Origin of the sequence: Cellulomonas soli (assembly GCF_013409305.1) — a bacterium.
GTDB classification, from domain to species: Bacteria; Actinomycetota; Actinomycetes; order Actinomycetales; family Cellulomonadaceae; genus Cellulomonas; species Cellulomonas soli.
This window is the reverse complement of sequence record NZ_JACBZJ010000001.1, coordinates 597,818-617,817: the sequence shown is the minus strand read 5'-3', so window position 1 is coordinate 617,817 and position 20,000 is coordinate 597,818. Positions and strand designations below refer to the sequence as shown.

Here is a 20,000-nt window from a genome sequence, read left to right as displayed (position 1 = left end):
CGGACGCCGACCGGCACCCGGGCGGAGAGGTCAGACCCCGCCGCGCAGCGCCGTGATCGGCTCGACTGACGCCGCCTTCAGCGCCGGGTACACGCCGGCCGCCAGACCGATCGCACCACCGGCCAGGGCCGCGGCGCCCACGACGGGCAGGTCCAGCAGCGGCGTCCACTGCTGGGCCGCCGAGACCGAGACCACCGCCGCCACACCGAGCGCGGCGCCGACGAGCCCGCCGAGCAGGCCGATCACGACCGACTCGAGCATGAACTGGGCCGCGATGTCCCGCTTGGTCGCGCCCAGCGCCCGGCGCAGGCCGATCTCACCGGCCCGTTCCATCACCGACAGCAGCGTGACGTTCGCGATCCCGACGCCGCCGATCAGCAGGGCCACCCCACCGAGAGCCAGGAAGATCGTGTTCACGTCGGCCTGCACCGACTCCCGCACGGCCGACGTCGACGGCGGGACCTGGACCTGCACGGTCTCCGGGTCGTTCGGGTCGAGCGCGATCGGCAGCTGCTGGCCGATCACCGGGCCGGAACCCACCGCGACGTGCAGGTGGAGCTCCTCGGCCGCCGTGAGGCCGTAGTCGGTCCGGGCCGTGCCCATCGGCATCACCACGGCGTCGAGCAGGTCCGAACGACGCAGGACGTCATCGATGATGCCGATCACCTGGTAGGCCCGCTCGCCGATGAACACCGACGGCTGCGTGTCCACCCGGCTCACCCCGAGCCGCTGCGCCGCCCGGGCGCCGAGCACCACGACCCGGTCGCCCCGGGCGTCGTGCCCCTCGTCGAAGTACCGGCCGGTGACGACCCTGCCCTGCACGGCCTCGAGCAGCCCGGCGGAGGTCGCCAGGACCTTGGGAGCCGTGACCGGCGGCTGCGAGGGGTCGTTGACCGGCACCGTCGTCACCGTGGCGTCGCCGACGTCCACCGTGGCGACCGTCCCGGCCGCCTCGACGCCCGCGAGCCTGGCCGCGCGGTCCGCGGCGTCCCACGGCAGGGCGCTCGTGGCCCGCTCCGTGCCGTCCCACCCGCGGGACGTCGACGGCTTCGCCATGGCCTGCGTGGCCGCGACGGCGTCGAACTGCTTGTTGATCTGGCCGGCCGCGGTCTGCGCGAGCCCGATCGTCACCACGACCGAGGCGATGCCCAGCACGGTCCCGAGGATCGTGAGCAGCAGGCGCCCCGGACGCGCACCGATCCCGGCGGACGCCTCGGCGAGCAGGTCCTGCGCACCGAACCGGTCGCGACGCGATGGTCGGGGCAGGCCCTTCACGGCATCTCCGTCAGACGGCCGTCGGCGATCCGGACGCGGCGCTGCGCACGGGCCGAGACGGCCGCGTCGTGCGTGATCACCAGGAGCGTCAGGCCGTCGCGGTGCAGCTCGTCGAACAGGTCGAGCACGCTCGCCGAGTTCTCCGAGTCCAGGTTGCCGGTCGGCTCGTCGGCCAGCAGGACGTGCGGCTGGGCGACGACCGCGCGTGCCACGGCCACCCGCTGCCGTTCGCCGCCGGACAGCACCGTCGGCAGGAAGTCCACGCGGTGCCCCAGGTGCACGCGGTCGAGGGCGGCGAGCGCCCGCTCCCGCCGTTCCCCGCGCGGCACGCCCGAGTACAGGGTGGCCAGCAGCACGTTCTCCAGCACGCTGCGGTGCGGGAGCAGGTGGAACGCCTGGAACACGAAGCCGATGACCCCGGCGCGCAGCGCCGCGCGGTCCCGCTCGCTCGCCCGTGAGGTCGGCACCCCGGCCAGCAGGTACTCGCCCTCGGTGGGCCGGTCGAGCAGGCCCAGCAGGTGCAGGAGCGTCGACTTGCCCGAACCCGACGGCCCGATCACCGAGACGTACTCACCTGCCGCGACCCGCAGGTTCGAGGGGTGCAGCGCGTGCACGGGCGGGTCGCCGGGGAACTGACGGGCCAGGTCGACGAGCTCGATGACGGCCGACGGGTCGGTGCCGAGCTCGGGCTCGGCCAGCACGTCGAGGACGCTCATGCGTCGGAACCGTCCTCACCTGCGGTCGCCTCGTCGCCCGCCGACGACGGGTCGGACCCCGTGATGCCCACCACGACGAGGTCACCCTCGGCCAGCGCCGGTGTGGACGAGGCGATCTCGACGTACCCCTGCGCGGCCAGGCCGGTCGTCACCGTCACGAGCTCGCTCGTCTCGCCGTGCGAGAGCTCCACCCGGGACTCGCCACCGGGACCCGCGGTCAGGGCGGCGAGCGGCACGGCCAGGACCTCGCCCTCCGTCGACCCGACCGGGACGCGGATGCGCACGTTCGTGCCCTGCAGCGCGACGACCTGCTCGGGCGTGAGCGCGTCGGGCGAGAACGTGATGGCGAACCGGCCGGCGGTGGGCGCGGCGGACTGCTCGGACGTGTCGCCCTGGGTGCCGTCCGTCGCGTCGTCCGCTGCCTCCTCGGGCGCGACCGCCGTGACCTTCACCGGGATCTCCTGGTCGTCGAGCAGGATCGAGCCGACGGCACCGACCGTCAGCAGGTCGGCGTCCGACTTCGCCGCCGAGCCCACGATCTCCAGCGTCGCGCCCGAGACGCTCATCACCGGACCCTCCACCGTGCCGCCCCGCTTGACCGTGACGTCGTCGACGCGTCGGGGGAGCGCCGCCATGAACACGACCTCGCTGGCCGGCAGCGGCGTCAGCGTCGCCTGCTTCGCCGTCGCCAGGTCCGCCCGCGCCTCCGTCAGCCGGGACGACGCCGAGGTGACGGTCGCGGACTGCGCCGAGGTGTCGGCAGGGTTGTCCGCCTCGTCCCGTGCGGCCAGCGCGACGTCGAGGTCGCCCTGCGCGCGGGTCAGGCCCGCACGGTCGCAGGGCACCTCGTCGGTGGGTGCGGTGCACGCCGCCTGGGCGTCCTCGAGCGTCACGCGCGCGACGTTCACGGCCGCGTCCAGCTCGGTCAGGTGCGCGGTGGTCGGTCCGGCCTGTGCCGTCGTGAGCTCGCGCTTCGCGGCCGCGAGGTCCTCCTCGGCGGCGGTCACACCCTGCTGCGCGGCCTTGACCGCCGCGGCCAGGTCCTCGGTCGCGGACGGGGGTTCGTAGCCGACCCTCTGGTAGAGCGCGCGCACCCCGGCAGCGGCCTTGGCGTCGTACTCGTCGGAGGCCGGGTCGCCCGCGTCGATGCCGAGCGCGCCGAGCGCGGCCTTGAGCTGGCTGACGTCCGGGCCCGAGACCCCGGCGCGCAGCGTGCGGTACGTCGGCAGGTCGCCCGGGAGCACGATGACCGGGCGGCCGGCCACCTCGAGGGCGACGGAGGTCGCGTCGAGGGTGGCCCCGACCGCGGGCACCTGCCCGGTGACGACCGCCCGCCCCTCGATCTCACCGGTCTCGACCCGGACCGGCACCGGGTCCTCGTAGCCGACGTCGCCGCGCAGCACGACGTCGTTCGCGATCACCCGTCGCTCGACCGGGACCGTGATCGGCCCGGCAGCGGGCGGGGCGGCCTCGGCCGCGGCAGCGCCGGGGGACTGCACGAGGCGGCTCAGGCCCAGGCCCGCGACCAGGGACAGCACGGCGACGACGGCGAGCAGGATGATCGTGCGTCGGCTTCCGGCGACGCGGGCGCGAGCGCTCACTTCTGCGTCGCCGCCGCGACCCAGGCGTCCAGCTCGGCCTTGTGCTGGTCGACGAACGCCTGCTCGAGCCGGATCTGGATGTCGAGCTGCTTGCGGTCGTACCCGGTCTCGTCGCGGCAGTCGAAGTCGGCGGTGGCGACCTTGATCTCCTCCTTGGCGACCTCGGCGATCCCGGCGTCGATCGCGCTCTGGTCCGCGCTCTCGCCGTCGACGCCTTCCCAGACGGCGTTCATCTGCTCGTTGATGTCCTCGGTGGCGGCCGTCTGCGTCGCGTAGTCGTACCCGGCGTCGGCCATGCACGTAGCCCAGGCGGTCTCGATCTCGTCGTACGCCGGGTCCGCCTGCATCTGCTCGTACAGGGTCGACATCTCCTCCTGCAACGAGGCGAACTCGTCCATCTCGTAGGCGGCGGTCATGTCCCCGAAGACCTCGTGCTGCGCTGCGCCCTGGCAACCGGCCGTCGTCCAGTCGTACTCGGTCGGCTCCTCGCCCTCGACGTACTCGGTCTGCGGCCCGTACAGCGCCTCGTAGTACGCCGCCATCTCCGACTCGGACATCGCCGAGACGTAGTCCTGGTTCGGGTCGACCCACTCCTCGCTCTGGGCCTGGCTCGCCTCGTAGGTCGTCGCCATCCCGTAGCCGTACTTCTCGGCGTACTCGCGGCTGGTGTACTCGAGGTCGCCGGTGAGGTCCACCGACTGGCCGCTGTTGTCCACCGGGATGTACTCGAACCCGAGGGCGAGCATGCAGGCGGCGACGGACTCCTCGGACTTCACGTTCAGGGCCGCGTAGTCCTCCTCGGACTGCTGGTCCCCGCCGATCTTCGTCATGTACTGGGTCAGCGGCGTGTCCTGCCGCTCCTCCGCGGTCACCGGCTTGCCTCCACCGTCGGAACCGCCGGAGGAGGAGCAGCCGGCGAGCAGCAGTGCTGCGCAGGCAACCGTCGCAGCGGTCCAGCGGGTCCGGGTCATGGGTCGTGCCTTCCTCGAGGTGTCGACAAGTTCGTGCCCTGGTTCGTGCCGTGCGCCGTGACGTGCTCCGTGACGTGCTGTGTGCCGTGTTCGGTGCGCAGCGCCGTCGGAGGGCAGGCAGGGCTCCGGCATGCACGCTAAGGGCGCGCACAGTGGGCGCACATCGTCCTTCGGGGGGAGCGGGCGCCCGCCCGGGGGAGGAGACGGCCTCACTGCTCGGACGCCTGCTGCCAGGCGTCGAGCTCGGTCCGGTGCAGGTCGACCCACTCCTGCTGCAGCTCGTCCGCGATCGTGGCGTGCTCCTCGTCGTACCCGGTCTGCGCGCGGCAGGCCAGGTCCGCAGCTGCCGTCGCGAGCTCGTCCTCGGCGAGCGCGGCGGTGCCCTCGGCGTCGCTCACCCTGGTCTCGGGGTCGATCAGCGCCGTGGACCGGTCGACGAAGTCCTGCACGGCGGCGTCCGGGTCGGCGTACAGGTACCCCTGCTCGGACATGCAGCCGGACCATGCGGTGTCGACCTGCGCGAACGCGGGGTCGTCGCCGAGCGCGGCGAGGAACGCGGAGGCCTCCTCGGACAGCCCGGCGAACGCGTCGGTGCCGGTCGGGCCGAGCCACGCGGTGTCGCGGCACCCGCCCTCCCGCGTGACGACGTCACCCTCGGTGGCCGTGACGGGCCCCCACAGCGCGTCGTCGTAGGCCTCCTTGGCGGCCGCGGACAGCGAGGACACGTACTCCCAGTCGCTCCCTTCCAGCGACCAGCTGATCCCGTCGACCGTGTCCGGGGGAGGGTTCGCGATCCCGTACCCGTACCGCTCGACGAACTCCGCCGAGCCCTGGGCGGGACCCGTCCCGACGACGACGTCGGCCACCGCGGGCACCTGCGGCGTGTACTCGAACCCTGCGGCCGTCATGCAGGCGGCGACCCGTTCCTCGACGACCCGGGTCTGCTCGACGGCGGCGGCCGCCGGGTCCTCGGCGACCGAGATGTCGCCGCCACCGGTGCGCTGCAGGAGCAGCTCCTCCAGGGGGCCTGCGTGCCGCGCCGACGTCCCGGCGCCCGGCGACGCACTGACCGCCGGGTCGTCGGGACCGGGCGTCCCGGGCGAGCACCCGGCGAGCACCAGCACGCCGATCGCCACGACGGCGTCCCGGACGGCCGTGCCGCCGCGGGTCATCGCTGCGCCGCCGGGAGCCACGCGTCGAGCTCCGCGCGGTGCTCGTCCACGTACTCCTGCTCCAGCACGGTCACCGCAGCCGTGCGGGCCGCCTCGATACCCGAGGAGGCCGTGCACCGGCGGTCCGCGACGGCCACGTCGACCTCCGCGGCGAGCAGCTCCGCGCGCCGGCCCGCCGGTACGGTGCCGGGCCCGTTGACCTCGGCGTCGGACACCCGCTCGCTGAGCTGGAGCCGTGCGTCGGCCGGGTCGTCGTACCCGGGCTGGCCTGCCTCGGCCATGCACTCGCGCCACGTCGCGACCGCCGAGACGACCGCGGGGTCCTTCTCGGCCTGCTCGCCCAGCGCGGTCGCCTGCTCGAAGAGCTCGCGGTAGGTGGGGTCGTCGAACCACGCCGGCTCGGACGTGGTCGCGTCACCGACGCAGCCACCTGTCCCGTCGGGGCCTGTCAGGGCCAGGTCGTACGCCTCCCGCTCGGCGGGGGTGAACGCCTCGACGATCGCGTCGTTCGGGCTCGGCGTGTGCTCGACCGTCGTCGTCGGCGCACCCTCGGTGAGCCCGTAGCCGTGCTGCTCGACCCAGTCGTCGTCGCGCGGAGGGCTCGCCACGGCCTGCACCTGCCACAGGTCGTCGGGCACGGGGGCGAACTCGAAGCCGGCCGCGTGCATGCAGGCGGCCACCTGGTCCGTCTGTGCCACCCTGATGCGTTCCGCCTCGGCCGTCCCGCGCTCGGAGAACTGCGTCAGGTACGACCACAGCGGCGTCGGACCGTCCTGCACGGGGTCGGCCGCGCACGCCCCCAGGGACACGACCGCACAGCACGTCAGGAGCACGGCGGCGACCCGCGGGCGTCCCTCAGTAGCGGATCGCATCGATGACCTTGACCCGCACGGCGACCGTGGCCGGGATCAGCCCGGCCAGGGCACCGACCCCGGTCGCGCACGCCATGCCGATGAGCGCCGCCGACACCGGGAACGGCGGGTCGTCCTGCAGCGGCGTGCCGAAGACCCGCTCGATCGGGATGTTCTTGATCACGGCGACCGCGAGGACCACGCCGATCAGACCGGCGACGACCGTCGCGACCACCGACTCGAGCATGACGCCGAAGAAGACCCGGGCCGACGTCGCGCCGAACGAGCGACGGATGCCGATCTCACGGATGCGGTGCCGGACGGTCACCAGGGAGATGTTCAGCAGGCCGAGGCCGCCGAGCAGCAGCGCGAACCCGCCGACACCGAGCGCCACCCACCGTGCGGCACGGTCGAACCCGATGCCGCCGCCGTCGGCGTTGCTGGAGACGTTGATCTGCCAGCCCGGCAGCGACGCGCGCAGGTCGCGGGGGATCACGTCACGCAACCCGTCGGCCTGGTCGGCCGGGACCCACATCATCAGGCCGGGAGGCTGGAGGCCGTAGGCGGCGTCGGTCAGCGCCCAGCGCTGCGTCTGGTCGTAGAGCACGTAGGCCTCGGGTGATGCACCCTGCCAGGTGTCGGAGATGACGCCGACGACCGTGGCGGTCACCCCCTCGTCGGCGCCGATCTGCACCGTGGGACGGCTCGACAGGTCGCTCAGCCCGAGCCGGGTGAGGAACGACTCGTTCACGACGAGCAGTGGGGCGAACGAGTCGGCATCCGCCTCGGTGAACCACCGGCCCTGCTCCGGCACGATCCGCGACAGCGTGCCCATCGCCGGATCGACCGCCGTCATCTGGACCGGCTGGGTGCCGTCGGTGAACCGGACGTCGCTCTGCGCCCACATGCGCCGGCTCGCGTACGTGATGCCGTACCGCTCGAGCACGACCTGCTGGGCGGACTCGAGCGTGGAGATCTGGTCCGCGTCGACGGCGCCGTCCATCGGCCAGGCGTCCAGGCTCAGGGAGACCAGCCGACCGTTGCTGCGCTCGACCTGCTCCTGCATGCCCTGGGTGAGCATCTGCACGGCCGCGGTGACGCCCGTGATCGCGGTGACCGCGGCCGCCACGCCGATGAGCGCGAGCAGCACGCGCAGCTTGTGGATCCGCAGCTCGTCCCACGCCTCGACGAGCGCCCCCGCGAGGCCGCTCATGCTCCGGCCTCCGCGCTCGGCAGCAACCGTTCGGACAGGCCCCCGCGATCGGCGACGAGGGTCGGCACGTCACCGATCCACTCGACGCTGCGCCCGATGCTGCGACCGGAGTCGTCGAGCGTGATGGGGACGAGTGCACCGTCCGCGAGCCTGTACTGCCGCTGCGCCCGGGCGGCCACGGCGAGGTCGTGCGTGATCGTGACGAGGGCCGCACCGGTCTGCGCGGCGACGTCGTCGAGCAGGTCCATGACCTGGCTGCCGGTCTCGACGTCGAGGGCCCCGGTCGGCTCGTCGGCCAGGATGACCCGAGGTCCGCGCACCAGGGCTCGTGCGATGGCCACGCGCTGCTGCTCACCACCCGAGAGGGTCTCGGGCCGGGTGTCCAGGCGGTCGCCGAGACCGACCCGTTCGAGCATCTGCGCGGCGATGCGGTTGCGCGACCAGAACTGCCGTCCGCGCGCGTAGAGCAGCGGGGCGGCGACGTTCTCCAGCGCGGTGCGTCCCGGCAGCAGGTTGAACTGCTGGAACACGAACCCGAAGTCACGGCCGCGTCGGCGGGTGCGGACCCGGTGCGACAGGCGCTCGATCGGCACGTCGTCGAGCAGGTACGTGCCCGACGAGGGTGCGTCGAGCAGCCCGAGGATGTTGAGCAGCGTCGACTTGCCCGTGCCGGACCGACCGACGACCGCGACGTGCTCCCCGGCACCGACCGACAACGTCACGCCGCGCAGGATGTGCAGCAGGGAGTCGTCGGGGAGCCGGACGGTCCGGGTGACGTCCGTCAGGGACAGCAGGCTCATCCGCCGCACACCGTGGGGTCGTACTGCGCGGGGTCGGAGCAGTCGACCTCGCCGGCACCTCCTGGCACCGGGATGAACTGCAGGATCGTGTCGTCGGCCGCCAGGCCCTCGGTGACCTGGACGTTCTCGCCGTCGGTCAGGCCGAGCCCCACGGCCCGTTCCTCCTGGGTGCCGTCCGGCAGGACGACCCAGACGTTGCCGGTCTTGAACGAGCCCTGCACCGAGGTCACGGGGACGACCAGTGCGTCCGTCGCCGTGCCGTTCGTGATCTCGATCGTCGCGCCCAGCCCGGGGAACGCGGTGACGTCGCCGGGGACGGCGCACACGACGGTGCTGCTCGTCGAGCCGGTGCTCGGTGACGAGCCGTCGTCGGCGACCTGCTGGGTGCTCGCGGTGGCGCCGGAGTCGAGCCGCAGCCCGGTGCAGGTGAACGGTGCGGGTCCGCCGGTGAGCGTCACGGATGCCTCGCCCGGTGCGCCGACGAGGCGGTACTGCTGGTCCGGCGTGAGGGTGCCGCTGACGGACAACGTGCCGGGGGCGACCGAGCCGAGGACGTCGCCGACCGAGACGGTCTGGTCCTTCAGCGTCGGCAGGGTCAGCGTGCCGGCGATCGGGGCGGTCACCGTCTCGACGACGACCTTGGGCTTGCGCTCCGTGGTCGTCTGCTCACCCGTGGCGGGATCGGTCGTGACCAGGGGGTCCTGCGGGGTCTCCTGGCGGATCTTGAGCAGCGGCGTCCCGGCATCCACGTGCTGACCCGGTGTCGCGAGCAGGGCCGAGACGGTGCCGGCGAGGGTCGCACGCACGTCGGTCGCGGGGTCGGCCTGCACGACGGCCTGGACGCTCACGGCGTTGGTCACGGTGCCGGTCGTCACCTGGACGGTCGGCTCGACGACCTGGCCCGTGGGCTGGAGCGCGTCGTCGGCCGTGCTCACGTCGGCGCCCGCGAACGCGAGCTTGACCAGGGCGACGGCGATGACGGTCCAGACGAGCAGACGGAGGGTGGGAAAGATGATCCGACGGGTGACGCCCACGGTGCTCCTCGCGACGGTGCACGGGCAGCCCCCTGCTTCCCGATGCCTGGAGGCTACCTGCGCACCGTGGCCCGCGGAGCCGTTCCGGAGCACGACCTCGCAGGTCGGAGCCTGCCGCCCCCGCGAGGCGCGTCGCCTGGCGGGGGCGGCTCTCCCGCGTGGTCCGTCAGGAGGCCGGTGCGGCGGGCGTCGCGACGAGGAAGGCCGGTGCGTGCAGCCCGGCGGTCGCGAAGGCGTCCGCCACCGCGCCGGCCACGTGCTCGACCGCGGAGGCCTCGACCAGGGCGATCGCCGATCCGCCGAACCCGCCGCCGGTCATCCGGGCGCCGATGGCGCCTGCCGCACGGGCGGTCTCGACGGTCAGGTCGAGCTCGCGGCACGTGACCTCGTAGTCGTCACGCAGCGAGACGTGCGAGGCGTCCATGAGCGCACCGACGCCTCCGGGTCGGCCCGCCTCGAGCTCGGCGACGAAGTCGACGACCCGGGCGATCTCCGTGACCACGTGCCGCACGCGCCGCACCTGCACGTCGCCCTCGGCGGAGCCGTCGGCGAGACGCTCGAGCGCCTGCGGCAGGAGCTCGGGCGTGATCTCGCGCAGCGTGCCGACGCCCAGTCGGACCGCGGCGGCCTCGCAGCTGGCGCGGCGCACGCCGTACTCGCCGGTGGCGTGCGAGTGCTCGGCCTTGGTGTCCACGACCAGCAGCGCCAGGTCGTGCGCCGCGAGGTCGAAGGGCTCCTGACGGACGGAACCGTCCAGGCAGTCCAGCAGCAGCGCGTGACCGGCGCGGGCGCGCAGCGAGGCCGCCTGGTCCATGCCACCCGTCGGCGCGCCGGCGATCTCGTTCTCCGCCCGGACGCAGGCGTCCGCCAGCACGGCACGCCCGGCGTCGTCCGGTGCGTCGGCCGTCCCGGCCAGTCCGAGCCCGTGCACCGCGTCGAGCGCGACAGCGAACGCGGACTCCAGCGCCGCCGAGGACGACAGGCCCGAGCCGTACGGCACGCACGAGTCGACGACCGCGTCGAAGCCGCTCACCGCGTAGCCGGCCTGCCGCAGCGCCCAGGCCAGCCCGGCGACGTACGACGGCCACCCCTCGACCGTCCCGGGCGCGACCGTGGACAGGTCCACCTCGCGGGAGCCCTGCTCCTGCCCGGACACCAGGCGGACGACGTCGTCCGGGCGCGAGCGCAGGGCGACGTACGTGCGGTGCGGCAGCGCGATCGGCAGCGCGAGGCCCCCGTTGTAGTCGGTGTGCTCACCGATGAGGTTGACGCGACCGGGCGCCGACCAGACGCCGTCGGGCTCCCCGTCGAAGACCTCGGCGAACCGGGCGCGGACCCGCGCTGCCCCGTCCTCGAGCGTCCAGGCGTCGATCCAGGTGGGCACGCTCATCGGGTCAGCTCCTGCAGTCGGGTCGCGATGCGCTCGGGGGTCGTGTCGGAGATCCACGCGGACTGGCCGGACTCGACACCCGCGAGGTACTTCAGCTTGTTCGGGGCGCGCAGCACCGAGAACACCTGCAGGTGCAGGCGCCAGTCGTCCCGACCCTCGCGGGCGGGGGCTTGCTGCCAGCCGGAGATGTAGGGCAGCGGGATCGGCTCGCCGTCGTCGGTCTCGAAGAAGCGGTCGAGCACGCCGAGCAGCCGCAGGTAGGTCACGGCCAGGTCGGCCCGCTCGGCGTCGGTCAGCGCCGGCAGGTCGGGCACGTCGCGCCGCGGGGCCAGGTGCACCTCGACGGGCCACTTCGCAGCGAACGGCACGTAGGCCACCCAGTGCTCGGACTCGAGCACGATCCGCTCGCCGTGCGCGAGCTCGGCGGCCAGGACGTCGGCGCCGAGCAGGCGTCCGGTGCGCTCGCGGTGCTCGCGGGCCTGGGTCAGCATCGCCTGCGCCCGGGGTGTCAGGTACGGGAACGCGTAGATCTGGCCGTGCGGGTGGTGCAGCGTGACGCCGATCTCCTTGCCGCGGTTCTCGAACGCGAAGACCTGCTCGATCCCGGGCAGCGCGTTGAGCGCCTCCGTGCGGTGCGCCCAGGCCTCGATGACGGTCCGCATGCGACGCGGGGTGACGGTGGCCAGCGAGGCGTTGGCGTCGGCGGAGAAGCAGATGACCTCGCAGCGGCCGGCGGCCGGGCGCACGGGCCAGACCTCCTCGCCGTCGCGCAGCGTCGTCGCGTCGCTCTCACCGGGCACGGCCATGAGCGAGGGGAAGCGGTTCTCGAAGACGACGACGTCGTAGTCCTCGGCCGGGATCTCGCCGTCCTGGTACGCCGCGCCGGGCTTGGCGGGGGCGAGCGGGTTGGCGTCGGCGGGCGGCAGGAACGTGCGGTTCATGCGGTGCGCCGCCATCGCGATCCACTCGCCGGTGAGCGGGTCGCGGCGCAGCTCGGGCCCGGTGACGGGGCGGGCCACGCCGTCCTCGCCGACGACCGGCGCGAACCTGTCGGGCAGCGGGCGGGGGTCGTCGAGGCGGCGGGTCTGCGCGCCGGAGACGTAGGCCTGCGTGTCGTCGAAGTAGAGCAGCTCGCGGCCGTCGGCCAGCCGCGTGGGTGTCACGCGGACGGCGTCGTCGCCGGTGGGGAGCAGGACCGAGGTCTGCGGGGGCTGCGTGGGCTGTGCGGGGCCAGGACTGGTCACCGGGGGTCTCCGGGGGTGGTGTCGGTGGTGCGGGAGGGGACGGGTGCAGGGCGGCCCTGCGGGTGCGGGTCGACCGCGGGTGCGGCCTCGCCGGGTTCAGGGAGAGCAGGTTCGGGGACTGCGGGTTCGGGGACGGCAGGGACCGCCGCGGGTGCGTCGGTGGTCACGACGACGAGCTCGCCGACGGCCTCGCGCAGCGTGGCGCGGGCCGAGGCGGGCAGGAGCGCGTCGGTGACCAGGGTGTCGACCTGGTCGAGCGGCACGATGCGTGCGAGCCCGACGACGCCCCACTTGGTGTGGTCGGCGAGCACGGTCGTGGTGGTCGCGCAGGCGGCCAGGGCACGGTCGGCGGCTGCCTCGGCGAGGTTGGGCGTGGTGACCCCGTCGGCGTCGAGGCCGTGCACGCCCAGGAACGCCCGGTCGACCCGCAGCCCGGCGAGCGCGGCCTCGGCGACGGGCCCGACGAGCGCGTCGGACGGGGTGCGGGTGCCGCCGGTGAGGATGACCTCGAGCGGCCCGTTCCCCGTGGGGGCGTGGTGCAGGAGGTCGGCGACGCGCGGGGCGTTGGTCACGACGGTCAGCGGTCGCAGGGCGGGGTCGGCGGCGATGGCCTCGGCGAGGAGGTAGGTCGTGGTCCCGGCGGAGATCGCGACGGCCTGACCGGGTTCGATGCCGGCGGCGGCCGCGCGGGCGATGGCCTGCTTCTCGGCCTGGGCGTGACCGCGCTTGGCCTCGAACCCGGGTTCGTCGGTGGGGCGGCTGGGCAGCCCGGCGTCGCCCGCGACGGCACCGCCGTGCACGCGACGGACGAGCCCGGCGCGGGCCAGCTCGGCGATGTCGCGCCGGATCGTCATGTCGGAGACGTCGAGCTGCTCGACGAGGTCGGCGACGCGGACGGCTCCGTGCGTGCGCACGTCGGCGAGGATGCGGTCCTGCCGTTGACTCGCGAGCACGTCACCAGTATGCGCCAGAAACGAACAAGAACCAACAGGCCGGACGTGCGGGTGTGTTCGACGATGTGCGGGACGGGGCGCAGCACCCCGATCCTGCAGGTCAGTCGGGCATCAGACGGGGGAGAGCCCCAACGCCCGTCCGGCCAGACCTCGCTGCTGCGAGGCGAGCTGGCGGGCGATCGCGCGCATGGCGAGCGCACCCGTCGAGCCCGGGTCGCTCAGCACCACGGGCGTGCCCCCGTCCCCGGCCTCGCGGACCCGCACGTCGAGCGGCACCTGGCCCAGCACCGGCACGCTCGTCCCGGTCAGCGTCGACAGGTTCTGCGCCACCCGCTGCCCGCCGCCCGAGCCGAACAGCTCCAGCCGCGAGCCGTCCGGCTGGTCCAGCCAGGCCATGTTCTCCACCACGCCGACCACGTGCTGGCGCGTCTGCACGGCCACCGAGCCGGCGCGCTCGGCCACCTCGGCGGCGGCGACCTGCGGTGTGGTCACCACGACGATCTGCGAGCCCGGCAGCAGCTGGGCCACCGAGATCGCGATGTCACCCGTCCCGGGCGGCAGGTCGAGCAGCAGCACGTCCAGGTCGCCCCAGAACACGTCCGCGAGGAACTGCTGCAGCGCGCGGTGCAGCATCGGCCCGCGCCACACCACAGGCTGCCCGGCCGGCACGAACATGCCGATCGAGACGACCTTCACGCCGTGCGCGATCGGCGGCAGCAGCATGTCGTCGACCTTCGTCGGCGGTCGGTCCACGCCCAGCATGCGCGGGATCGAGAAGCCGTAGATGTCCGCGTCCACGACCCCGACCCGCAGGCCGTCGGCCGCCATCGACACCGCGAGGTTCGCGGTGACCGACGACTTGCCGACCCCGCCCTTGCCGGAGGCGATCGCGAAGACCTTGGTCAGCGAACCGGGCTGCGCGAACGGGATGACCGGTTCCGCGTCCGTGCCCCGCAGCAGGACGCGCAGCGCCTGGCGCTGCTCGGCCGACATCACGCCCATCGACACCGCCACGGAGGCGACGCCGTCGACGGTCCGGACGGCGGCCGTCACGTCCCGGTCCAGCGTGTCCTTGAGCGGGCAGCCGGGCGTGGTCAGGTCGAGGCCGACGACCACGTGCGCGCCGGTGCCGGCCGCCCCGTCGGTGACGTCGACCGAGCGGATCATGCCCAGCTCGGTGATCGGACGCCGGATCTCCGGGTCGAGGACCGTGGCGAGGGCCGCACGGACCGCTGCGGCGAGCAGGTCGGGACCGTCCGTGTCGGGGCGTGCGTCGGCAGCAGAACCATCGGGCATGGCCCCATCGTAGGTCGCGGCCCGCGACCGGTCGGCCGTGGGAAACCCGTCGGGTCCCCGCAGGCGTGCCGTCCTGCGGGCTCGGCGCCGACCCGGTCGGCTCGGCGGTCGGTCGACTCAGCGGTCGGTCGGCCCCGGGGCCCGCTCGTCGTGCCCGTCGTCCCGGCCGTTCGTGCCGCCGAGGTCGCGCGGCGTCTCCCGTGGTGTGCCGCGGACCGCCTCACGCTCCTCGGCCAGGTCCTCCAGCAGGTTGCGCAGCTCGGAGCGCACGAAGTCGCGCGTGGCGACCTCGGACAGGGCGATGCGCAGCGAGGCCATCTCCCGGGCGAGGAACTCGGTGTCCGCGAGGTTCCGCTCGGCCCGCTGCCGGTCCTGCTCGGCGGTGACGCGGTCGCGGTCGGTCTGCCGGTTCTGCGCGAGCAGGATCAGCGGCGCGGCGTACGAGGCCTGCAGCGACAGCATGAGGGTCAGCGCAGTGAAGCCGTTGGCGGCCTTGTCGAAGCGCAGCGCCTCCGGTCCCCAGGCGTTCCAGCTGATCCACACGAGGCAGAACATGGTCAGCCAGAGGATGAACCGCGGCGTGCCCATGAACCGTGCGATCGACTCGGAGATCTTGCCGAACGCGTCACGGTCGGAGAAGAACGGCGGCAGGATCTTGCGCCGCGACAGGCGCGGGGTGTCCAGGCGCTCAGCCACGGCCGCCTCCGGTCGTCGGGGGCGCCGTCACCACCGGTGCGTCGTCCTCGTCGGTCTCGCGCCAGTCCTCGGGCAGCAGGTGGTCGAGCACGTCGTCGACCGACACCGCGCCGAGCAGCCGCTTCTCGGAGTCGACCACCGGCAGGGCGAGCAGGTTGTAGGTCGCCAGCTGGCGGGTGACGCTCAGCAGCGGGGTCTCGACCGTGATCGCCTCGATGTCGGTGTCGACGATCGCCCCGATGGCCTCGTGCGGGGGCTCGCGCAGCATCCGCTGCAGGTGCACCACGCCGATGAACCGACCGGTCGGCGTCTCCAGGGGTGGCCGGGCGACGAAGACCATGGAGGCCAATGCCGGGGCCAGGTCCTGGCGGCGCACGTGCGCCAGGGCTGCCGCGATCGGCGTCTCGGGGCCGAGGATCACCGGCTCGGTGGTCATGAGACCGCCGGCGGTGTTGTCCTCGTAGGCCAGCAGGCGGCGCACGTCGCGCGCCTCCTCGGGCTCCATGAGCTCGAGGAGCTCGGCGGCCTGCTCGTCGGGCAGCTCACCGAGCAGGTCGGCCGCGTCGTCGGGCTGCATCGCCTCGAGGACGTCGGCCGCACGCGTCATCTCCAGGCCCTGCAGGATCGCCACCTGGTCGTCCTCGGGCAGCTCCTCGAGCACGTCCGCGAGGCGCTCGTTGTCCAGGGCGGTGGCGACCTCGAGACGGCGGGTCGTGCCCAGGTCGTGCAGCACGTCGGCCAGGTCCGCCGGCTTGAGGTCCTCGTACTGGGCGAGCAGCAGCTCGGCACCCTGCGCGGCCGAGGCACGCGCCAGGCCGGTGACCGCACCGACGTCGACGAGCACGGTCTCGCCGCGGCGACGCAGCAGACCGGACTTGCCGGGGGTCTTGCGGCGCACGAAGACCTTGGTCACGACCCAGTCGCCGTTGCGCTGCAGCTCGATCGCGACGTCCTCGACCGAGCCGGCCCCGGAGCCGTCGACCAGCTCGACCGTGCGGTCCAGCAGCTCGCCGACGACGAGGGTCTCGTGCACGCGCTGCTCGAACCTGCGCATGTTGACCAGGCCGGTCGAGATCACCTGGCCGGCGTCGACCGCCGTCACGCGGGTGAGCGGCAGGAACACGCGTCGCCGGCCGGGCACCTCCACGACGAGGCCGACCGCCCTCGGCGCACCCTTCGGCCGCACGAGCACGACGACGTCGCGCACCCGCCCGACCTGGTCGCCCAGGGGGTCGAACACGGTGGTCCCGGCGAGGCGCGCGACGAAGACCCTGCTCCCGACGCTGCTCACGGGCGTCAGCCTAGACGCGCGGTCGGCAGGAGGATGGCGCCCCACGCTGACCTGGGAGAGGATCGAGGGCATGGCGTTCTCCGGAACCACCCGCGTCCCCAAGGCCCCCACGCTGCCGCAGGGCGAGACGGTGGCGGTCTACGGCACCTACCTCGAGGCGCAGAAGGCCGTCGACCACCTGGCCGACCACCAGTTCCCGGTGCAGCTGGTCACGATCGTCGGCACCGACCTGCGCATGGTCGAGCGCGTGACGGGTCGGCTGTCGTACCCGCGCGCCGCGCTCGGCGGGTTCCTGTCCGGGGCGTGGTTCGGCCTGTTCGTCGGGCTGCTGCTCAGCTTGTTCTCCTCGCCGGGGTCGAACTCGTTGCTGCCGGCGGCGATCCTCATCGGCGGGGCGTTCGGGCTGATCCTCTCGGTGGTCACGTACTCGTTCTCCGGCGGCAAGCGGGACTTCACGTCCTCCAGCCAGATCGTGGCGGCGACGTACTCGGTGCTGTGCCGGTCCGAGAAGGCGAACGCGGCGCGGCAGCTGCTCGCGCAGGTGGGTGGGGTGACGTCGGTGTGGGGTGCGGCAGTGCCCACGCCGCCTGCACAGCCCGCGCCGCCCGCGCCGCCTGCCGAGCCGCACGACTGACCTCTCGCGCACCCCGGGTCGTCGGCCGTTCCGGCACCGCGGACCGCTCCGTTGTGTACGTTTGTACACATGACGACGACCGACGACACCCGATCCATGCGCGAGCGCATGCTCGCGGGCGACCTCTACCTCGCGGACGACCCCGAGCTCGGCGAGGCCAACGCCCGCGCCCTCGACCTGATGGACGCCTTCAACGCCACCACGGTGCGGCAGGGTCCGCTGCGCCGCCGGCTGCTGAGCGAGCTGCTCGGCTCGGTGGGGGAGGGCACCGAGATCCGGCCCCCGTTCTTCGTGGACTACGGCACGCAGATCACCGTCGGGGCCCGCTGCTTCGCGAACTTCGGTCTCACCGCGCTCGACGTCGCGCCCATCACCATCGGCGACGACGTGCAGATCGGGCCGCACGTCCAGCTGCTCACCCCGACGCACCCGGTCGAGCCCGAGCCGCGCCGCGCCAAGTGGGAGGCCGCCCGGCCGATCGTCATCGGTGACAACGTCTGGCTCGGCGGCGGCGTGATCGTCTGCCCCGGCGTGACCATCGGCGAGAACACGGTCGTCGGCGCAGGGTCCGTCGTCACCCGGGACCTGCCCGCGAACGTCGTCGCGGTGGGCAACCCGGCCCGGGTCGTCCGAACCGTGACCCCGTGAGCGAGGGCCCCGCGAGCGACGCTCCCGTGGGTGAGGGCCCCGGCGACGCCCCCGTGGCCCGGCCCGCGCGGGCCGCGCGGCGGCACGACCCCGGTCGTCGCGACCGCATCCTCGACGCCGCGCTCGACGTCATCGCCGAGCACGGCGTCGCCGGCACCACCCACCGACGGGTCGCCGCCGCGGCCGACGTGCCGCTCGGCTCGATGACCTACCACTTCGCCGACCTCGACGAGGTGCTGCGGCTCGCGTTCGAACGGCACGCCGACGCCGCGGCCACCCGGTACGAGGCGTCGATGGCGCAGTCCGCCGGGGGTGACGTCGCCGACCGGATCGCCCGCCTCGTGTGCGAGGAGACCGTCGAGCACCCGCGCGACCTCGTGCTCGCGCTCGAGCTGTACGCGCTCGCCGCCCGACGACCCGAGTTCCGTCAGCTCACGCAGGCCTGGATGCAGCGCAGCCGGCGTGCGCTCGAGCAGCACGTCGACCCGACCTCCGCCCGCGCGCTCGACGCGGTCGTCGAGGGGCTCGTGCTGCACACCGTGCTGTCGACCGAGCCGTTCGACGCTCAACGGGTGCGCGCCCTCGTCGGACGGCTCGTCGGCTGACGACGGCCGGGAGCGGACCGGGTCAGCGACCCAGCAGCCCGGCCATCCACGCCTCGACCGCGTCCGGGTCACGCGGCAGCGCGCCCGACAGGTTCACGTTCCCGTCGGCCGTCACCAGCACGTCGTCCTCGATGCGCACGCCGATGCCCCGGAACTCCTCGGGCACGAGCAGGTCGTCCGACTTGAAGTACAGGCCCGGCTCGATCGTGAACACCATGCCGGGTTCGATGATCGCGTCGAGGTAGAGCTCCTTGCGGGCCTGTGCGCAGTCGTGCACGTCCAGGCCCAGGTGGTGGCTCGTGCCGTGCACCATCCAGCGGCGGTGGTGCTGGTTGTCCGGCTGCAGCGACTCCTCGGCCGTCACCGGGAGCAGGCCCCACTGCGCGAGGCGGTCGGCGATCACCTGCATCGCTGCGGCGTGCACGTCGCTGAACCGCGACCCGGGCACGGCGACCGCGAACGCGGCGTCGGCGGCGTCGAGCACGGCCTGGTAGATGCGGCGCTGCACCTCGGTGAACGTGCCGTCGACGGGCAGCGTGCGGGTCACGTCGGCCGTGTAGAGCGAGTCGACCTCCACGCCGGCGTCGACCAGGACGAGCTGACCGGAGGTCACCAGGCCGTCGTTGTCGGTCCAGTGCAGCGTTGTCGCGTGCTCGCCCGCCGCGGCGATCGTCTCGTAGCCCACGTCGTTGCCCTCGAGCCGGGCGTGGCCCAGGAACGTGCCCTCGATGACCCGTTCGCCGCGTCGGTGCACGAGCGCGTCCGGCAGAGCCCGGACGACCTTCTCGAAGCCGTCGATCGTGGTGTCGACCGCGAGCCGCAGCTGCTCGACCTCCCACGCGTCCTTGAGCAGGCGCAGCTCGGACAGGGCCTCCGCGAGCTTCTCGTCGCGCTCGCCCGCGGCCTCGGTCTGCCGGATCTCCTCGACGACCGCCTCGACGCTCTCGTCGACCCCTGGCACGACGCGCACCTGCACGCCGTCCTCGCCCGCGTCCTTGGCGATCGCGTCCCGCAGGCCGTCCAGGTGCGCGGTGCTGATGCCGGTGAGCGTCTCGAGGTCCTCGAGCGTCGGGCGGGCGCCGACCCAGAACTCGCCGTAGCGGGAGTCGGAGAAGAACTCGACCGTGTCGCGACCGGCCAGCGGACGCATGTACAGCACGGCGTGGTGCGCGGACCCGTCGTCACCCGTGCCGTCCTCGACCGGGTGCAGCACCAGCACGGCGTCGGGCTCCTGCTCCATGCCCAGGCCGGTCAGGTGCGCGAACGCCGAGTGCGGGCGGAACCGGTGGTCGGTGTCGTTGGACCGCACCCGGAACGTCCCGGCGGGCACCACGAGCCGCTCGCCCGGGAACTGCGCCGACAGCCGCGAGCGCCGGGCCGCCGTGTGGTCGGCCGCAGCGGAGCGCTCGGTGCCGGTGGCGGCACGCTCGCCCCAGCCCGAGGTGACGAAGTCGACGAACGTGGAGGACGTCGGGCGCTGCGACCGGTTCTGGCCCCGGCTCGCCAGCGACTGCTCGTCGTCGGGCGTGCGCGGGGTGCTGGTGTCGTCCTGGGTCATCGGGCCATCTTCCCACCGTCGCCCACGTGGGCGGGAGCGTGAGCCCCGTTAC

The 20,000-nt window shown here is 73.6% G+C and carries 19 protein-coding genes; 3 read left to right on the top strand and 16 right to left on the bottom strand.

The window, feature by feature from the left end:
* Positions 1 to 30: 30 nt before the first annotated feature.
* The 15 genes from BKA22_RS02720 to BKA22_RS02650 all read right to left on the bottom strand — a co-directional run bounded on the left by BKA22_RS02720 (position 31) and on the right by BKA22_RS02650 (position 16,503).
* Positions 31 to 1,275: an ABC transporter permease gene (locus BKA22_RS02720; protein WP_146951341.1), complete on the bottom strand. Its 1,245-nt coding sequence runs from the start codon at positions 1,273 to 1,275 to the stop codon at positions 31 to 33.
* The gene (locus BKA22_RS02715; protein ID WP_146951340.1) at positions 1,272 to 1,991 is read right to left on the bottom strand and encodes an ABC transporter ATP-binding protein; all 720 of its coding nucleotides are present in this window, start codon (positions 1,989 to 1,991) and stop codon (positions 1,272 to 1,274) included. Before BKA22_RS02715 ends, BKA22_RS02720 begins: the two co-directional genes overlap by 4 nt.
* On the bottom strand, positions 1,988 to 3,592 hold the full coding sequence (locus BKA22_RS02710; RefSeq protein ID WP_146951339.1) for an efflux RND transporter periplasmic adaptor subunit: 1,605 nt from the start codon (positions 3,590 to 3,592) through the stop codon (positions 1,988 to 1,990). The genes BKA22_RS02715 and BKA22_RS02710 overlap by 4 nt, the downstream gene beginning before the upstream one ends.
* Complete coding sequence (locus BKA22_RS02705) at positions 3,589 to 4,563, bottom strand: hypothetical protein (protein ID WP_146951338.1); 975 nt, start codon at positions 4,561 to 4,563, stop codon at positions 3,589 to 3,591. Before BKA22_RS02705 ends, BKA22_RS02710 begins: the two co-directional genes overlap by 4 nt.
* A gap of 209 nt (positions 4,564 to 4,772) precedes the next feature.
* Positions 4,773 to 5,756 carry a hypothetical protein gene (locus BKA22_RS02700; protein ID WP_146951337.1) on the bottom strand — a complete coding sequence of 328 codons (984 nt, stop codon included), beginning with the start codon at positions 5,754 to 5,756 and terminating at the stop codon, positions 4,773 to 4,775.
* Positions 5,732 to 6,544, bottom strand: coding sequence for a hypothetical protein (locus BKA22_RS02695; protein ID WP_146951336.1), 813 nt, complete (start codon positions 6,542 to 6,544; stop codon positions 5,732 to 5,734). The genes BKA22_RS02700 and BKA22_RS02695 overlap by 25 nt, the downstream gene beginning before the upstream one ends.
* Before the next feature lie 46 nt (positions 6,545 to 6,590).
* Positions 6,591 to 7,799: an ABC transporter permease gene (locus BKA22_RS02690; RefSeq protein WP_146951335.1), complete on the bottom strand. Its 1,209-nt coding sequence runs from the start codon at positions 7,797 to 7,799 to the stop codon at positions 6,591 to 6,593.
* A complete protein-coding gene (locus BKA22_RS02685) occupies positions 7,796 to 8,599 on the bottom strand; it encodes an ABC transporter ATP-binding protein (protein ID WP_146951334.1) in 804 nt (267 codons plus the stop codon). Before BKA22_RS02685 ends, BKA22_RS02690 begins: the two co-directional genes overlap by 4 nt.
* Positions 8,596 to 9,633 carry an efflux RND transporter periplasmic adaptor subunit gene (locus tag BKA22_RS02680; protein WP_146951333.1) on the bottom strand — a complete coding sequence of 346 codons (1,038 nt, stop codon included), beginning with the start codon at positions 9,631 to 9,633 and terminating at the stop codon, positions 8,596 to 8,598. The genes BKA22_RS02685 and BKA22_RS02680 overlap by 4 nt, the downstream gene beginning before the upstream one ends.
* A gap of 166 nt (positions 9,634 to 9,799) precedes the next feature.
* Positions 9,800 to 11,023, bottom strand: coding sequence for a galactokinase (gene galK, locus BKA22_RS02675; protein WP_146951332.1), 1,224 nt, complete (start codon positions 11,021 to 11,023; stop codon positions 9,800 to 9,802).
* Positions 11,020 to 12,216, bottom strand: a complete 1,197-nt coding sequence (gene galT, locus BKA22_RS02670) for a galactose-1-phosphate uridylyltransferase (RefSeq protein WP_146951542.1) — start codon at positions 12,214 to 12,216, stop codon at positions 11,020 to 11,022. Before galT ends, galK begins: the two co-directional genes overlap by 4 nt.
* 47 nt (positions 12,217 to 12,263) lie before the next feature.
* Entirely contained in the window at positions 12,264 to 13,220 is a 957-nt protein-coding gene (locus BKA22_RS02665) for a DeoR/GlpR family DNA-binding transcription regulator (RefSeq protein WP_146951331.1), read from the bottom strand.
* Positions 13,221 to 13,331: 111 nt separating this feature from the next.
* On the bottom strand, positions 13,332 to 14,516 hold the full coding sequence (locus tag BKA22_RS02660; protein WP_146951330.1) for an Mrp/NBP35 family ATP-binding protein: 1,185 nt from the start codon (positions 14,514 to 14,516) through the stop codon (positions 13,332 to 13,334).
* Positions 14,517 to 14,633: 117 nt separating this feature from the next.
* Positions 14,634 to 15,212: a DUF1003 domain-containing protein gene (locus BKA22_RS02655; protein ID WP_146951329.1), complete on the bottom strand. Its 579-nt coding sequence runs from the start codon at positions 15,210 to 15,212 to the stop codon at positions 14,634 to 14,636.
* On the bottom strand, positions 15,205 to 16,503 hold the full coding sequence (locus tag BKA22_RS02650; protein WP_146951328.1) for a magnesium transporter MgtE N-terminal domain-containing protein: 1,299 nt from the start codon (positions 16,501 to 16,503) through the stop codon (positions 15,205 to 15,207). Before BKA22_RS02650 ends, BKA22_RS02655 begins: the two co-directional genes overlap by 8 nt.
* Before the next feature lie 70 nt (positions 16,504 to 16,573).
* Here BKA22_RS02650 and BKA22_RS02645 point away from each other — a divergent pair, with 70 nt between their 5' ends.
* The 3 genes from BKA22_RS02645 (at position 16,574) to BKA22_RS19540 (ending at position 18,390) form a co-directional block, all read left to right on the top strand.
* Positions 16,574 to 17,137, top strand: coding sequence for a YflT domain-containing protein (locus tag BKA22_RS02645; RefSeq protein ID WP_146951327.1), 564 nt, complete (start codon positions 16,574 to 16,576; stop codon positions 17,135 to 17,137).
* 69 nt (positions 17,138 to 17,206) lie between these two features.
* Positions 17,207 to 17,785, top strand: a complete 579-nt coding sequence (locus BKA22_RS02640) for a sugar O-acetyltransferase (protein WP_146951326.1) — start codon at positions 17,207 to 17,209, stop codon at positions 17,783 to 17,785.
* On the top strand, positions 17,782 to 18,390 hold the full coding sequence (locus BKA22_RS19540; RefSeq protein WP_218866489.1) for a TetR/AcrR family transcriptional regulator: 609 nt from the start codon (positions 17,782 to 17,784) through the stop codon (positions 18,388 to 18,390). The genes BKA22_RS02640 and BKA22_RS19540 overlap by 4 nt, the downstream gene beginning before the upstream one ends.
* A 22-nt stretch (positions 18,391 to 18,412) precedes the next feature.
* Here the strand turns inward: BKA22_RS19540 and BKA22_RS02630 are convergent, their stop codons facing one another.
* Positions 18,413 to 19,948 (bottom strand): aminopeptidase P family protein, encoded by a 1,536-nt coding sequence (locus BKA22_RS02630; RefSeq protein ID WP_146951325.1) that lies wholly within the window; start codon positions 19,946 to 19,948, stop codon positions 18,413 to 18,415.
* Positions 19,949 to 20,000: the final 52 nt, after the last annotated feature.